This window comes from Rubinisphaera margarita (assembly GCF_022267515.1).
GTDB lineage: Bacteria > Planctomycetota > Planctomycetia > Planctomycetales > Planctomycetaceae > Rubinisphaera > Rubinisphaera margarita.
Map to the genome: position 1 here is coordinate 159991 of NZ_JAKFGB010000012.1, position 15421 is coordinate 175411.

11 protein-coding genes are annotated in these 15421 nt (G+C 57.9%); 5 read left to right on the forward strand and 6 right to left on the reverse strand.

Annotated elements, in window-relative coordinates:
- The first annotated feature begins 187 nt into the window (after positions 1-187).
- A complete protein-coding gene (locus L1A08_RS09210) occupies positions 188-1528 on the forward strand; it encodes an outer membrane protein assembly factor BamB family protein (protein ID WP_238756045.1) in 1341 nt (446 codons plus the stop codon).
- Between the two features lie 78 nt (positions 1529-1606).
- On the opposite strand, the gene L1A08_RS09215 is transcribed toward L1A08_RS09210, so the two are convergent.
- Positions 1607-1993 carry a hypothetical protein gene (locus L1A08_RS09215; protein ID WP_238756046.1) on the reverse strand — a complete coding sequence of 129 codons (387 nt, stop codon included), beginning with the start codon at positions 1991-1993 and terminating at the stop codon, positions 1607-1609.
- 443 nt (positions 1994-2436) lie between these two features.
- On the opposite strand from L1A08_RS09215, the gene L1A08_RS09220 reads away from it, so the two are divergent.
- Both L1A08_RS09220 and L1A08_RS09225 read left to right on the forward strand, forming a co-directional pair.
- Positions 2437-5193 (forward strand): serine/threonine protein kinase, encoded by a 2757-nt coding sequence (locus tag L1A08_RS09220; RefSeq protein WP_238756047.1) that lies wholly within the window; start codon positions 2437-2439, stop codon positions 5191-5193.
- A 64-nt stretch (positions 5194-5257) separates the two neighbouring features.
- Positions 5258-6595, forward strand: a complete 1338-nt coding sequence (locus tag L1A08_RS09225) for a hypothetical protein (RefSeq protein ID WP_238756048.1) — start codon at positions 5258-5260, stop codon at positions 6593-6595.
- Between the two features lie 13 nt (positions 6596-6608).
- Here the strand turns inward: L1A08_RS09225 and L1A08_RS09230 are convergent, their stop codons facing one another.
- On the reverse strand, positions 6609-7925 hold the full coding sequence (locus tag L1A08_RS09230; RefSeq protein WP_238756049.1) for a glycosyltransferase family 4 protein: 1317 nt from the start codon (positions 7923-7925) through the stop codon (positions 6609-6611).
- A 68-nt stretch (positions 7926-7993) separates the two neighbouring features.
- Positions 7994-9373 (reverse strand): phosphoribosylamine--glycine ligase, encoded by a 1380-nt coding sequence (gene purD, locus L1A08_RS09235; RefSeq protein ID WP_238756050.1) that lies wholly within the window; start codon positions 9371-9373, stop codon positions 7994-7996.
- A 433-nt stretch (positions 9374-9806) separates the two neighbouring features.
- Between purD and L1A08_RS09240 the strand changes: the two genes are divergently transcribed.
- Positions 9807-10853, forward strand: coding sequence for a sigma-54 interaction domain-containing protein (locus L1A08_RS09240; RefSeq protein ID WP_238756051.1), 1047 nt, complete (start codon positions 9807-9809; stop codon positions 10851-10853).
- The gene (locus L1A08_RS09245; RefSeq protein ID WP_238756052.1) at positions 10853-11476 is read left to right on the forward strand and encodes a Maf family protein; all 624 of its coding nucleotides are present in this window, start codon (positions 10853-10855) and stop codon (positions 11474-11476) included. The genes L1A08_RS09240 and L1A08_RS09245 overlap by 1 nt, the downstream gene beginning before the upstream one ends.
- A gap of 77 nt (positions 11477-11553) precedes the next feature.
- Here the strand turns inward: L1A08_RS09245 and L1A08_RS09250 are convergent, their stop codons facing one another.
- The 3 genes from L1A08_RS09250 to L1A08_RS09260 all read right to left on the reverse strand — a co-directional run bounded on the left by L1A08_RS09250 (position 11554) and on the right by L1A08_RS09260 (position 15158).
- Entirely contained in the window at positions 11554-12678 is a 1125-nt protein-coding gene (locus tag L1A08_RS09250) for an aminotransferase class V-fold PLP-dependent enzyme (RefSeq protein WP_238756053.1), read from the reverse strand.
- A gap of 52 nt (positions 12679-12730) precedes the next feature.
- Positions 12731-13324: a lysophospholipid acyltransferase family protein gene (locus L1A08_RS09255; protein WP_238756054.1), complete on the reverse strand. Its 594-nt coding sequence runs from the start codon at positions 13322-13324 to the stop codon at positions 12731-12733.
- 301 nt (positions 13325-13625) lie between these two features.
- A complete protein-coding gene (locus tag L1A08_RS09260; RefSeq protein ID WP_238756055.1) occupies positions 13626-15158 on the reverse strand; it encodes a hypothetical protein in 1533 nt (510 codons plus the stop codon).
- Positions 15159-15421: the final 263 nt, after the last annotated feature.

The following is a 15421-nucleotide window of genomic DNA, read 5'->3' on the forward strand; positions in this document are numbered from 1 at the left end:
CCTTTCAACGGAAACACGGACCGGGGAGAGAAGCCGTTTTCATCAGAATTGATTGATGTCAACAATAGATAAAGCTATTTTGATTGTCTATCGGGCCGAGCAATTTGCACCCGCTCCGCCTGAATCCCGAACGGCCCCGCCAGTTCACTTCGAACAACCTTCCGCTGTCTCATAGAACGGACTATCCATGTCGCTTCGTTCAACGTCTGTCTTCAGCTGCTTCGCGATCGCCTGCTTTCTCACCCTTTCGTCGACACTCCAGTCCGCTGAAGACTGGCCGCAATGGCGTGGGCCGAACGGCGACGGACACGCACCCAACGCCAGGATCCCGACCACCTGGGATGAGCAAACCAACATCCGCTGGAAGGTGCCGGTCGCAGGGGAAGGATTCTCTTCCCCCGTCATTTCCGAGGAGAAAATCTGGCTCACGACCGCTCTGGTTGAAGCTCTCTCTCCGGAAGAGGAGGAAGCCAAGCTGGCCGAATTGAAGACCAATCCCCGCGGCATCAAGTTCGGCGGACCGCTCACCCTCAAGGCTCTCGCTTTCGACGTCGACAGCGGCAAGTTGCTGCACGAGGTGATCTGTTTCAAGTTCCCCTCCGCCAACCCGAAACATGCCACCAACAGCTACGCCTCACCGACCCCCGTGATCTCCGGAAATCGGCTTTTCTGTCATTTCGGAGACTACGGCACCTGCTGTGTGGATATCGGCAGTGGCAAGCTTGTCTGGACGAATCAGGAGTTGCACGTTGATCATCAGAACGGACCGGGAAGTTCGCCCGTCGTCTGGAACGACCTGGTGATCATGCATTACGACGGCATCGATGCTCAATACATCGCCGCCCTCAATGCCGCCGATGGAACCCTGGCCTGGAAGACGCCGCGCTCGGGAGAACTCGATCCGAAGCCGGAATTTCAAAAGGCTTACTGCACGCCTTCCATTCACGAAATCGATGGCAGAGACCAGCTGGTTTCCCCGGGAGCGAACTGGTTGTACGGCTACGATCCGGCTACTGGGAAAGAACTCTGGAAGGCCAGCTACGGACAACTCGGCTTCTCGACCGTGCCGCAGCCCATCTTTGGCAAGGGCATGGCATTCGTCTGCACGAGCTTCCTGCAATCACGGCTCGTCGCCGTGAAGACCGGCGGAGCATCCGGCGATGTGAGTGAAACGCACGTGGCCTGGACCGCTGATCGGCAGATCCCGAAAAAGCCGGGGATCCTTCTCGTCGGCGACAATCTGTATTTCGTCAGCGATAGCGGAATTGCCTCGACGTTGCGTGCCGAGACCGGCGAAGAAGTCTGGCAGGAACGCTTCCCCGGGCAGTATTCGGCCTCGCCGCTGTACGCCAACGGGGCGATCTACGTGTTCAACCAGGAAGGGATCAGCACGGTCTACAAACCCGGCGATAGCTTTGAGCGAATCTCGGAGAACCCGCTGGACGAAGGCTGCATGGCCACGCCAGCCATTCTCGGAAATCGGCTTTACGTGCGAACGATGTCTCATTTGTACTGCATCGCTGAGTAAGGCGAGCGAAAGCGAGTGTGCACGAAAAAAGGAGCCGCTTGGACGGCTCCTTTTGCATTCAGGGAAGTCGGCAGGGAATCAGTTGGCGGAGATTTCGACTCCCTTGTCAAATCCGACGGTCCCCAGGGCTTCGACAGCCGACTGGGCATCGAAATCGCCGTTAAGCTTCACAATGAGCCGTGGATCGTCGATGGCAGCTTCGTCCTTCTGTTCGACCAGTTCGACACTTTCGACACCCTGTTGTTCAGCCAGCGTGTCCTTCACTCTTGGATAACAGACGAACGGACAGTGCATGTCCGGTACGCTTACCGTCAGTGTTTCCCCAGCGGAGTAGGAAGCCGGGATCATAACTGGGGCGGTCGTTTCCTGAGCGGGGGTAGCTTCGGAAACGGGAGCAGGCGGGGCCTGTTCGACGCATCCCGTCAGGCAAACAAGGCTTCCGAGAAGCATGAGTCGCGACAGCATCAAAGTTTCTCCTTCGCTTTAAGAGCGATTATTTCGAAGGCCATACGGACTGGGGCAGTTTCCGCAGAGCGGGTACGTTTAAGAGGACGTAGGTTATTACTGATTCTACGCAGCGTGAATGGTAAGGCATTTCACAAAATTGGGCGGAATCGTATTTTTCTCCCCTCAGGCGCTGGTATAATACCATCGGTCCATTCTCAATCTGAAGGTGCGCCATACATCACAACTCTCTGAAGCGTACCGATTTCCGGCATCAGGTTCCTGTTCACCGGAAGATTGACTGAACATCGCGAGGCGGTTTGCCGTCTTATAGTATTGAGCAACCTGCTGACGGTGTTTTTCTCAGTTTCGATTCGCTGTTAGATCGTCTTTTCCGCATGGCGTCATCAGCCCATGACATCCCGAGTACAGCTTACCGCGGTCAGGGTCTGGACCCTGTGACGGTGATCCGTACGAATAAAGACGATTCCACCGCCCCGGCTCCGGAAGTCCACGACAGTCCGTCGAAGTTGTCCACGCTCGGTATTCTGTTCCCTGAAGTGGCGGGACGGGAAGACAAAGGAACACTGCCCGAAGGTCTGCATCTTGGGCCGTATGTGATCGATTGTCGGATCGGTCAGGGAGGAATGGGAGCTGTCTTCAAGGCGAAAGATGAACGTCTGGACCGCACCGTCGCCCTCAAGGTTCTCTCCCCGACACAAGTAACCGACCAATCTTCGATTCGTCGCTTTCAGAACGAAGCGAAAGCCGCGGCGCGACTCGACCACGACAATATCGCCCGCATCTATTCGATTGGCGAAGATCACGGGCTGCATTACATCGCCTTCGAGTATGTCGAAGGTCAGACGATTCGCGAAATGATTCGGCGTCGCGGGACAATCGACCCGTTCGAGACGATCAATCTCCTGCTGCAGATTTCCATCGCTCTCAAACACACCGCCGCAGCCGGCGTCGTGCACCGGGATATCAAGCCCTCTAACCTGATTATGACCTCGGCAGGTCGGGCGAAGCTGGTCGACTGGGGGCTTGCTCGTAAAGAGCGGCTCGACGAACAGTCACTCGATCTCACGGTTTCCGGCACCACGCTCGGAACGTTCGACTATATCTCACCGGAACAGGCACGGGATCCCCGCAGTGTTGACGTCCGCAGTGATATCTACTCGCTGGGCTGCACGGCTTACCACATGCTGACCGGGACTCCGCCCTACGCGGAAGGAACCGTGCTGCAGAAGCTGCTCGATCACCAGGGGAAACCGTCTCCGGACCCGCGTGACAAGAATCCGAACGTTCCGCGAGAACTGTCGCGGATCGTGAAGAAAATGATGGCCAGCGATCCGGATGACCGGTACTGGTCGCCGCAGGCACTCATCGAAGATTTGCTGGCGATGGCGGCTCAGTCCGGGCTGCGCGCTGTCCATCCAGATGGACTCACCTGGCACGCGGCAACAGAGGCTCGAAACGGGTTTATCCCGCAGCGAGTCTTCTGGTGGTGGCTCGGCACCTTCGCTGCGGCGTGTATGCTGGCGATCGTCTTCGACCGCTGGGCTCTGGAGCGAAGCGAGATCAACACACCGGAACTGGCAAGCCAGGGTCTTCTGGGGGCGAATGAAGACATTGCTCCCTTCTTCCCGAACGGGTTGCCTCCCGCCGAAGTTATGGCTCCGCGATCCCTGGCCGGGGGAGCGAGTCCGATCATGTCGCCGGCTGATGCCAACGCTCTGGATCTGCAGTCCCCGATCGAAGGGCTGACCGCTGACGACGTCCGGAAGATCTCTCCCGATTTTCCCGTTCCCATTACCGATCAGATTGCCGCCGCCAGCCCGGGATTCGAGGGACTCTGGAGCCACTCGAACAGCGGGATTGACTGGGATCAGTTCGAACTGCCGGAAGAGCAATTGGGCGTGATGCGGGCCGATATCAGCGATCAGGCCGCGTCAACGCCCGTGGCCAATCCTCCCCCTGCGACTGAAACTACGGTTTCCTCGGCTCCCGCAACTGAAGCGGTCTACCGCGTGATTGGCAATCAGGGAGACATCCTCAGTTCGGCTGCCGATTTGGAGTCGGCATTGGAAAAGGTTCCAGATGGGGGCGTGGTCGAATTCCTCGGCGTGCGCGGTTCCATCATGGTGCAGGAACTGCGTCAGATTCGCGTTCTCGACAAAGCGATTACGATTCGAGGAGCAGCCGATTCGAGTCTCGTGCTCAAGTTCAATACGTCTGGATTTTCCGCCAGCGGACGCACGCGAGATTTCATCGCCGTCAACGGTGGTTCGCTGACGTTGAACAACGTTCATCTGCAGGTCGAGTGTCCTGAACCGCAGTCGCAGCCCTGGTCGCTGTTTGTGGTTGAAGGCGCTGCCAAGCTTCGATGTCGACAGTCAACGATTACAATCGACTCGAGGAATCAGGCTGAAACGTCCGTCGTGCGAATGACTCGATCGGCGATGCAGGCCATCGATGCCATGAATCAGGATTCGGCCTCAGGCGAACCGGAGCGGCGTGTGCAGTTCGACGACTGCTTCATCCGGGGAGCAGCTGATCTGATTGCGACCGATGCCTCGGACGACTCTCTGCTGGAAATCAGTCGCTGTCTGATGACGCTCCAGGGGGCTCTGGTGCGTTACACCGGCGACAAGAATACCCGAACCAGCCGGGACGAACTGACCGTCCAGCTTTCCCGGGTCACAGGACTGCTGAATTACGGTCTGATTCGGGCAGACCTGAGTATGACAATGCCGCGTCAGCCGATAGATCTGCATTTCCGTGTGGAAGACAGCATGCTGATGAGTCTGATGGAACAGCCGATGATCCAGCTCACCGGCGGTCTCGACAACCGAACTCTCACGCAACTCCTGTGGTGGGATGGCGAGAACAACCTGTACGGCGGGTGGAGTTCACTTCTGGCGATCAGCGGTCTGGGATCGATCGATCAGGAAATGTCGTCCCTCAGCTTCTCGGACTGGTCCCAGAATGGCGGGCAGATTCGCACGATCAGTTCCCGCGAGCTACCGCTGGCGATTGTGCGACAGATTCCCCAGATTTCCGCCGATCAATGGACCGTGGAACGGTTCTATGAACAGCTGAAGAATGCTCTGGCTCAGCAGTCTTCCACCGTCGACCTCAACGCTTACGGCCCGGAACCGGCTGGTCTGCCGCAGATTCCGATGACGCCCCCCTCAACGCCGTCGGCGACCCGCTGAATTCCCATTTCCGCCGATTCTCTCGTCGACTAGAATCGACCTCTTCTTGGACAGGAGGTCAGGGATGACGCAGCAGAAACAGCGGTTGAGCGACACAGAAGCCTGTATTGTCGCTCCCGGTGCGTCGGAATCGGATCAATATGGCCTGCTTCAGGCCTGGACCGCTGATGACGCCAACTATTGCTGTCCCGGCGAGTCAGAGCCCATCACACGCTCGGTGCATCTGGCTCGATTGCGGGCCCATTTCGCCAAGTGTCAGCTGTGTCCGCATCGACAGGAAGTGGAAACATTTTCCGCCGAAGCACAGTCGGAACTGGACGGCTGGTGGAATCGCCGGGAACGCCCTCGAACTCTCCCCGCAGATGGTTTGCGCGGACAGATGCACAACGAGTTCAACCGCTCGATGGTCCGTCAGGTCGTCTCCGGGCTTACGGAAACGCTTTGGGAGTTTCATTCCAGAGCGGAAACCTCACACGAATCACCGCGTCCCAGCGTGGTCGTCAGCCACGACCTGCACGGCTATTCATTCGAGATGACCGCGCTGACCACCGAAGCTCTGAGAGAGCAGGGGTGCCGGGTGATCGATGTCGGCAGTTCGACCACGGCGGGAACCTCAACGCTCGTCGAGCACCTTCGGGCGGATGCCGGGATCTACATCACTGCCGAATCTGACTCAGCTTCGATTGGAGGGATGGATCTTTTCCGGTTCGGCGGTCTGCCGCTCTCAGCCGAAAGTCTTCACACGATTCTTGAACGAGGTTCAGGAAAACTGCCTCGCCGGGCCCGCAGCGATGGCGGGCTGGTCCGATTTCCGGGACGGAAGAGATATCTCGAGCTACTCCGTTCGCAATTCACTGGCCTCCAGCCTCAGACCGTACTCGTTGCTTCCAGCAATTCGATCGTCGCTGAGTATCTGAATCACCTGAGTCGCCAGATCGACGACTCCTGTTCGCTGATTTCGGTCGCCTTCGCCGACTGGACGGCGGACGAGTTGCTCTCGATGTTCGATGAGACTCGTGCCGATTTCCTCTGCGTCATCCATCCCGATGGGCAGGGCGTCGGTTTTTATGATGGAAGTGGACATCAAATTCCTCCCTGGCAGGTTCTGGAGCGGTGGTTGAGCTCCTTCCGTGATTCGAATCGGCAAAGCCTCGTGTTCGGCGAAGAGTTGGAGAAGGAAGCGAGCCTGCGAACGTCGTTTCCACAAAACCCGCTTCGGTTCCGTCAGTCATTGCGAGAGCACTTTGCCCAGGGGATGCGAACGTCTCGTTCGGTCGCCGGACTCGACGCTGGCAGTCGCTTCTGGTTTCTCGATCCCCACCCGGTGTGCGATGGACTGATTACGCTCGCCAAGGTGCTGCAGACGGGCTGTCTGACCCGGCGGCAGAGGACGCTGGGTTAAGTTCATCGTCCGCTCAACCGGCCAGCGACTCCCGGGTGGACAGTCGAACGCACAGCTCTTCGCAAGCGTCCATCAGACAGCGGGCGGCCTGCGTTGAACTGTGTAGTTCACGGACGTTTCTGGCAGCCTTGGAAACGATCCGATCGCGCTCCTCGCCGGGCTGAATCAAGCGCTTCAGCATCGCCGCATGAGCTTTGGGATCGTCAGCCGGATAAAGAAGCCCGCCCTGAGTCGATTCGATCAGTTCGGGGAAGCTGCCGCGACTCGGTTGCACCACGGGCACGCCGGCGGCCATCGCTTCGAGAATGTAAAGCCCCTTTGGTTCTTCGTAGCTGGCTGGGACGCTGAAGACCGTAAGCTGACGAAGGAACTCGAACTTCGCGTCCTCGTGGTCGGGGCTTCCCACATAGCGAAAACGGTCGCCGAGGAACTCCGCATCCTTCTGGATCCGTTCGAAATAGTCCTGGTGTGCTTCGCCCAGATATCCTCCGGCGTGGAGTTCAAATGAGATCCCTTCAGCGTAAAGTTCCCGGGCGGCGAGGATCAGATTATGAAGCCCTTTCTCGGGAGCGATTCTCGCAAAGTAGCCAATCCGTGGCAGCGAACTCTCTGCGCCGCGGCTGCTGTCGGGAGGATCGGTAAATCGGGCATTGATCGAGAGCGGAATCTGCCGGAACCGGTCGCGGTCGAGATTCAGAAACTGCGACATCAGGTCGGCATAGAAACGTGTGTGCGTAATAAATGCCGCGAAGGATCGACTGTTCTCGCCAATCGCCGCGATCGCGCGATCGCGGTACTTGCCCGGCAGCTGATTCAGGAACAGATCGTCTCCCTGCAACAGACAGAGAATCGGTCCGGAGAATCGCTCGCGGAGCAAGGGCATGATGCCGCTCAGCAGAGCATTACTGAAGACGATTACATCAGGTTTGAGGCGATCGAGGAGGTGATCAACCAGATCCTGGTATTCACGACGCATCGGACCTCGGGCACCGTTCAGCATCGCCACCGTCATCGGGCCGAGCGTGCTCGCGTCATTTCCCACGCCTCGAGAACTGGCCCATTTGAGGATCCGGGGATGATCGAGCCATGAAACCAGCGGGCGGGGCAGGTACCGCCAGAACGGAATCAAATTGTCGAGATAGAGGTTGATGCCGCCGAGAAAAACATGCTGGTCGGAAACATCCTCCTGATCGAGGCGGATCGGCGTGTACGTCGGAATCAGCGAAACTTCGCAGCCAAGCTGCATCAGCGCACGCGCGAGTGCATTGTCCTGCATGCAGGACCCGCAGAACATCCCGGCTCCACCGGCAGTAACGAAGGCAATATGCATGCTGCTATTGTAGACAGCCGGGGAACGACACGTCGTCCGCGCACGTCAGATTTCACAGGCGGACCGTGTTATTCTTCTGTCTTCACCCGGGTTCGAGCCTTGTCGGAAATATCCTTCCGACACCAGGCGCCTTCCCAGCGAATCTTTTTCACCCGTTCGTAAGCGGAGAGTTTGGCCTGGTCGAGATTCTGTCCCAGAGCCGTCACACCCAGAACACGTCCCCCTGAGTTGATGACCTGGTCATCCTTGCGTTTCGTGCCCGCGTGGAAGACCTTCGTGCTCTCGCTGTCGTTCGACTTTTCGAGACCGCGGATGGGGAAACCCTTCTCGTACTCGCCCGGATAGCCGCGGGAAGCCATGACGACACAGACGGCTGGTCGCGGATCCCATTCCAGATCGGGGAGTTCGCGGAGCTTTCCGATCGCTGCGGAATACAGGACGTCAAACAGGTCCGTCTTCAAACGCATGAGGACGGGCTGCGTTTCCGGATCCCCAAAGCGGACATTGAATTCGAGCACTTTGGGGCCCTGCCGGGTGATCATCAGACCGGCGTAAAGCACGCCACTGAACGTTGCCCCTTTCCGCTTCATCTCGTGGACGGTGGGAATTAACACACTCTGCGTGATTTCGTCCATCATCGCTTCGTCGATTACCGGGGTGGGGCAGTAGGCCCCCATTCCGCCGGTGTTCGGACCGCGATCGTCATCGTAGGCGGCTTTGTGATCCTGACTGGCTTCCAGCGGGATGATGGTCTTGCCATCCACAATGGCCAGAATACTGGCTTCTTCGCCGACGAGGCATTCTTCGATGATAATGCGACTGCCGGCCTTTCCGAAGGAATTGCCGACCAGGCAGGCTCTGGTGAACTCCAGGGCTTCTTCTTCAGTATGGCAAACGCGGACGCCCTTGCCCGCGGCCAGTCCGTCCGCCTTGATGACGATCGGCTGTTCCCAGGTCGGGTTCGTCTTACGGATTGTTCCTTCCTGAGCCCCACCGATTTGCAGCGGTCTGTCGGCCGAAGCGAATCGGCCGCCGCCACATCGTTCCCGGATATAATCGTTGGCGGCTCGCAGATCCTCAAAGGTCACGTAATCGGCGGTGGGGACTTTCGCGTTTCGCATGATCTGCTTAGCGAAGGTCTTGCTCCCTTCGAGAGCGGCGGCGGCTTTGGTGGGGCCGAAGATCGTCAGGCCGGCTTTCCGGAAAGCGTCGACCACACCGATGACGAGCGATGCTTCCGGGCCTGGAACTGTGAGATCAATCTTCTCCCGGCGGGCAAAGGCCACGAGGGCATCGACATCGGTTTCGCTGATGTCCACGTTCTCGGCGTCTTCGCCAGTCCCGGCATTTCCCGGTGCGCAGTAGACCTTCGTCACTTTCGGCGACTGACTCAGTTTCCAGACGAGCGCATGTTCCCGCCCGCCCTGTCCGATGACTAAGACTTTCATGAACTTCCGAACCTTTAGAACCACAGCTGGGCTCCCAGCCGAAGCGGGGAACTGGAATGAGCAAAGCCTCGTTATACCGACCAACGGCAGATTCGCAACGTCATCGGAAAATTGCTGCCGGCGGACAGCCGAAACAGGCTTTCGGGGCGATCCGCGAGATTGCCGAGTTGCTACATCACTCCCTCTGAACTTGCCCTGGATGTGCCTAAATGTTGTGCACCATGCACCCGGTGAGGGCATTCGTGGTCAGTTGTAATCCGGTTGCAGTACGTAGGAGTTGATCGATTTGAGAAAATTCACCAATAAACTACTGAGATAGCCTACAAAGCATGCATGCCGAGAGGATACTATGCGAGTCGACGAGGCGAACCGCTCGGGCCTCTTTCGAACACGTTTAGGCACTTGTGATTTACGGTTTTTCGAAAAGGATGGAATGAACGCCGTCATCGATCGTCCGCCTGCTCTCGCTGGGATCATTGGAGCCGGCGAGGCTATGTTGAACGTCTTCCGCACGACCGAGCGTGTGGCACGTTCTTCAGCGACAGTACTGTTACTGGGGGAAACCGGCACTGGAAAAGAACTGGTCGCCCGGGCCATCCACGAGTTGAGCCCGCGAGGGTCCGGCCCCTACATTCGCGTCAACTGCGGCGCTCTCAGTGAGAGTCTGCTGGAGAGCGAACTGTTCGGCCACGTCAAAGGCGCATTCACCAGCGCTCACGAGAACCGCACCGGACGGTTCGAGGCGGCCCACGGGGGCACGCTGTTCCTGGATGAAATCAACTCCATGAGTTTCCCGCTGCAGGTCAAACTGTTGCGGGTTCTTCAGGAACAGGAGTTCGAACGCGTCGGCGATACCCGGACGATTACCGTCGATACCCGGATCGTCGCTGCCACGAACCGCGAATTGCTCGTTGAGGTGGAAGAGGGGCGTTTTCGCGAAGACCTTTACTATCGCCTCAATGTCCTGCCGATTTTTCTGCCGCCCCTGCGGGAGCGAACCGAAGATCTGCCCGAGCTGATCGATCACTTCATCGTCAAATACGCCGCCGAGAACCATTGCGAGCCACTCAAGTTGACCGATGAGGCGCTCGATGCGATGAAGACCTATGCCTGGCCGGGGAATGTCCGGGAGCTGGAGAACTACGTCGAACGCGCCGTCGTGATGGCGCTCGGCCCGGAATTCACCGCTGATCTCCTGCCTCCTCATGTTCGCGGCCTTTCGCCGATTCGACTCGGGATCAGCAAGTCGCGTACGCTCGACTCGATCTGCGAAGAACTCGTCAATCTTGGAATCGCGCAGCAGAACGGCGACGAAACCGATCTTTATCAACAGATCGTCTCTCTCGTGGAAAAGCAGCTGATCGAGCAGACGCTCAAAAGCTGTCACGGCGTGCAGACCAAAACCGCGACCCGGTTGGGAATCAATCGGAATACACTCCACAAGAAGATCGAAGAATACGGCCTGAGCGAGGATTCGTGATGTCGTCCGACTCCGATGCCGGAAAAGAAGCGTATGCTGAGCCGCAGCTGATTCTGGCAAGCGGTTCCCGATATCGTCGGGAGTTGCTGGAACAGCTTGGAGTGGCCTTTCAAACTGTCTCGCCGCGTGTCGATGAATCGGCCATCCAGGAACGAACCGACCTGAGTCCGCAGCAAGTCGCTGAGCAGCTTGCTTATTGGAAAGCGGCGGCGGTGTCGGAACAGTTTCCGGACGCGGTGGTCATTGGCAGCGATCAGGTCGCCACCATCGATGGTCGCATCCTGCAGAAACCGGAGACCCGCGAACGGACCATCACCCAGATCAGGGAGTTGTCCGGGCGAACTCATTTCCTGCTCGCAGCCGTCTGCGTCAAGCAGGGGCGAGAAGAACGCCAGTTCTGTGTGGAAGCCAGAATGGCGATGAAGCCGCTCAGTCAAGCGGCGATCGAGGCCTATGTCGATCAGGACCAGGCGTTCGATTGTGTCGGTGGCTATCGCTGGGAATCAGCGGGCGAACGTCTGTTCGAGTCCGTTGAAACGAGTGATCCCACGGCAATCATCGGGCTTCCCCTTGAGGAGTTGACTCCCGTTCTTGAGGGCTTCGGAATTCGCGTTCCGGGATAATCTGCCTGATCATCGCATCGCGAGCGACGTTCTGCAGGCGAGAATAGCCATCTGCGGTATCTGAGCGTGATGGGGCTTTATGCGTCTTTCAAAACTTCGATCAGCTTGTCGATATCGTTGGGCGTATTGAACGCATGCGGACTCACACGAATGTGGCCGCCACGCGAGTTGAAGTAGACGTCCTTCTTGCAGGCGGCTTCTTTGACCATCAGCGGGTCTTTGCCGGGCAGATCGAACGAGAGAATCCCCGACCAGTGGTCGTCGTCGCGAACCGAATGGACGATCGCTCCCAAGTCGCGAAGTGGGGCGACGACGGCATCCGTCGCGGTTTTCAGGTCTCGTGAGATCTGATCAACGCCGATGTCAGTAAAGACTTGCAGGCTGGCCCCAAAACCGGCGAGGCCGCACATGTTGTAGGTCCCGCCTTCATAACGTCCGGCCGTATTCCGCAGGTCCATACAGTCCTGACCGAACTCGCCAGCCGTGGCGACACTGTTCCAGCCGATCCCCCGGGGACGAAGCAGATCGAGATGCTCCCGTTTCAGGTAGAAGACACCGGCTCCTTCAGGTCCGAGCATCCATTTGTGTCCGTCAGCGGAGAGGAAATCGATGTCGCTCTCCTTGACGTCCAGCGGGAAGACGCCGAGACCCTGAATGGCATCGAGGAGTAGCAACGCTCCACGCTGGTGGACTAGATCGGCGAGTGCTTTGACGTCGATTCGATAGCCGTGGGAATAGCCGACCCAACTGCAGGAAACGATTCGTGTCCGGTCATCGCAGGCGTCGGCCAGCCGCTCGAGATCAACTTCATTGGACGGCATCTCGACTTTGCGAAGCTCGACCCCCTGGGCTTTCAGCAACATCCAGGGGAAGACGTTTGTCGGAAACTCTCCGACGGGAATGACGACGTTGTCGCCCGCTTTCCAGGGGTAGCCCTCCGCGACGAAGTTAATCCCTTCGGTGGTACTGTGGGTGAGGGCCAGTTCTTCGCGCTCGGCATTGATCAACGCAGCCGCCGTCCGCCGGGTTTTCTCGATCTCGGTTCGCCACCGCGGCCACAGGGCATCCCCACTTCCGGCGATATCGCTGGCCCAGCGGACGATCGTCTCGCGTGCGGCGCGGGTCAGAGGGGCGACGGCTGCGTTGTCGAAATAGGCGACGCCGTCGTTAATGGCCATGGCTTCGCGTAACAGATTACTCATGACTCTCACTCCTGATGCCTTCGTGCCAGCCGAGCTGATCCTGCGGTGAATATTAACGAATAGCGGCGGCCATCTGGCTGCAATGAATGATGCGTTCGCGGACGAAGGCGATAAACTCTTCTTCCCGGTTCTTCTCTGCCAGTTCAGTGACCGTCTCAACGGGAATCGGTTCGCCGAAATAGACCCGTACTCGAGCGGGGCGAACAAAGAAAGCATTCTTCGGCAGGGCTCGATGTGCTCCGGCGATTCCAACGGGAATGATCGGCACGTTGCCCCGGCGAGCCAGCGCGATAAACCCCGGTTTCAGCAGGCCGACTTCACCATCGTGTCCGCGAGTTCCTTCCGGAAACAGGCCCACGAGATAGCCGGCTTTCATGCGATCGAGTGAAAGTCGAAAACTCTCGGTTCCCGCTGCTTTACGATTGATCGGCATCACATAGGTATTGCGCAGGATCCAGCCAATGAGCGGGCGGCGGAACAGCGTGTTCCGGGCCATCCAGCTGACCGGTCTTTTGAGGGGAAGGCCTACGAGCAGGGGGTCGAGCGAACTCTGATGATTGACAACAAGCAGGGCTCCGCTGTCATCAGGCAGGTTTTCGATTCCGCGAGCTCGGTACTGCAGCCAGATAACCAGAAAAACCTGCATCACTGTCTGGATGAGTCTGTACAGGAAATTGCGACGGATTCCCGGTAACGGGGCAGGGGAGGCAGATTCGGGCGGCTCAACAGCAATCACTCGGTGTTCTTCCGTGGCGGGCGGACTGACAGCAGAACGGCTGTCTCCGGACGACGTTCAGGCGGACATTCTGGCCGGTGGTCATCGCTGCCGTCAACTGTCGCCTGCGGGGACCGGATGAGAAGTTTCTGCACGGCGCAGTTCTGCAGGGCGCAAAAGAAAACGAGAGTGCCGCGATGACACTCTCGTTCCCATGTTCCGTGAATTCCGTCTAGTAGGAGCCAGACCGGAATGCACCGCTTGTGCGGCCGCTGGACTCTTTCTGTTCGGGGTTGCCGTCGGTGTTGAAGATGTCCGAGACTCGGCCGGTTGACCTGCGGTCGCCGATCGACTCGTTGACTCCAGCACTCTGAGATCCCGCTTTCAGCTGATAGTTCTTATCAGCCAGGCCGGGCACATAGAGTCGTCGCTGTGGTTTGAAGCCGATGTAGGCGAGGAAGTCGTTCAGGGAGATCACACGCGTTCCCTGGAGGCGAGCTTCCGCGATCAGTTCGGTTCGCTTGGCTACGATCCGTTCGTACATCTCTTTCTCGTCTTCCCGCTCGGTCTTCGACGGATCAGGAATCTCGCCGATCACGACGAATTTCGTATTGGCCGAGACTCCGCGGTGAACGATCCATTCGCCATCGTCGCCGACTTCGTTATCGATCTCGGCTCCGTTCGAAGCCACGATGTCGTGGAGCAGTTCGCGATCGTAGATGCCGTCGCCATCGAGATCCATGAACCCGACGAACGAGAAGTAGAAGGTTCGTCCCGCTTCCCAGAGTGGAGAGTAAACTTCATCACCGGGGGAAATCGGACGGTACAGGTCGGCTTTGAGAATACGCGCTTCAGCACGATTTTCCCAGACGCGGGTCACTTCGATCTGAGCCTTGATGTCTTCCTTCGTGCGGCCGACACCTTTGTTATTCTTGTCGTAGACACTGAACGTGATCTGAGGCTGCAGGTTGTCGATGGAGCCGATATTCAACCAGACCAGACGAGTCGCGTTATCGACGTTGGTCACGGTTCCATCGGGCCGTTCGAAGCTGATCTGTTCGATCTGATCGATCCGCTCGGTCAGCCGCTGATTGAGCAGAGTCAGCTTGTTCAGGTCGTCTTCCTTAACCTTCAACTGCTGAGCGTAGGCTTCTTTAACCGTTTCTGCTTCGAGCAGGGCATCGGCCAGCTGGGTACGCAGGTTGGAGATCTCGGTGTCCTTGTTGCCGATCATTTCGTCGTACGTTGCAACATAGTCCTGCAGGTCGCTCTTGGCCGTATTGGTCTGAGTCTGGAACTCGCCAACCTTGGTATTGTACTGCTCCTGCAGAGCCAGGTACTGGGTCCGCTGCTGCTCGAGCTCGTCCTGGACCTGTTCGTACTTCTGACGAATGCTGTCCAGCTCGCTGCGAAGTTTCATGATCGTGGCGTAGTAGGTTTCCTGAGCCAGATCGCCACCGTAAGTCTGGATGTCATCCATCATGGCACCCAGAACTTTGGTTTTGTTTCCGGTCTCGCCGACACCGATCTGATCGATGTCGAATTCATGGCCGATCGTTCGGATCAGCGCTTCGATTTCTTCAATCCGGCTGCGCAGCGCGGTATCGGCGTTGGACGCCTGTGATTCCGCGGCCTTCTTGGCGGCGACGAGTTCTTCCCGTTCGCGGAGCTGCATATACCACAGTCCGAGAAAGACAAAGAATGCGACGCCAAAAAAGAACGCCCAGATATGTGCTCCGGTGACTTTTCCTGCTGAAGCTGCCATTGCAACCTTCCGTTGAGATTTCTTGTGCTCCGTGACGAGCATGGGTGGTCACGCCGGGATACCGATTCGCCGTCGAGCTGATGACGTTTTGTCGTACGAATCCGCAGCCGGAAACACTCGGGCCGTATCACTCTTATTATCTTCGACCAGCCAGGGGCCGTCAGACATGCCGAAATAGTCTAAACTTCGGAGCAGAGGGCCCAGCTATCTGAGTTTATCTTGCCGAATGGAGTAAACAGTAGAGGCTGCCCAGTTTCACCAGC

Bases quoted from the DNA above. Each gene is read 5' to 3' on its own strand.
- L1A08_RS09210 (WP_238756045.1), top strand. From the start codon at position 188: ATGTCGCTTCGTTCAACGTCTGTCTTCAGCTGCTTCGCGATCGCCTGC.
- L1A08_RS09260 (WP_238756055.1), bottom strand. From the start codon at position 15,158: ATGGCAGCTTCAGCAGGAAAAGTCACCGGAGCACATATCTGGGCGTTC.
- purD (WP_238756050.1), bottom strand. From the start codon at position 9,373: ATGAAAGTCTTAGTCATCGGACAGGGCGGGCGGGAACATGCGCTCGTC.
- L1A08_RS09255 (WP_238756054.1), bottom strand. From the start codon at position 13,324: ATGCAGGTTTTTCTGGTTATCTGGCTGCAGTACCGAGCTCGCGGAATC.
- L1A08_RS09215 (WP_238756046.1), bottom strand. From the start codon at position 1,993: ATGCTGTCGCGACTCATGCTTCTCGGAAGCCTTGTTTGCCTGACGGGA.
- L1A08_RS09245 (WP_238756052.1), top strand. From the start codon at position 10,853: ATGTCGTCCGACTCCGATGCCGGAAAAGAAGCGTATGCTGAGCCGCAG.
- L1A08_RS09250 (WP_238756053.1), bottom strand. From the start codon at position 12,678: ATGAGTAATCTGTTACGCGAAGCCATGGCCATTAACGACGGCGTCGCC.
- L1A08_RS09225 (WP_238756048.1), top strand. From the start codon at position 5,258: ATGACGCAGCAGAAACAGCGGTTGAGCGACACAGAAGCCTGTATTGTC.
- L1A08_RS09230 (WP_238756049.1), bottom strand. From the start codon at position 7,925: ATGCATATTGCCTTCGTTACTGCCGGTGGAGCCGGGATGTTCTGCGGG.
- L1A08_RS09240 (WP_238756051.1), top strand. From the start codon at position 9,807: ATGAACGCCGTCATCGATCGTCCGCCTGCTCTCGCTGGGATCATTGGA.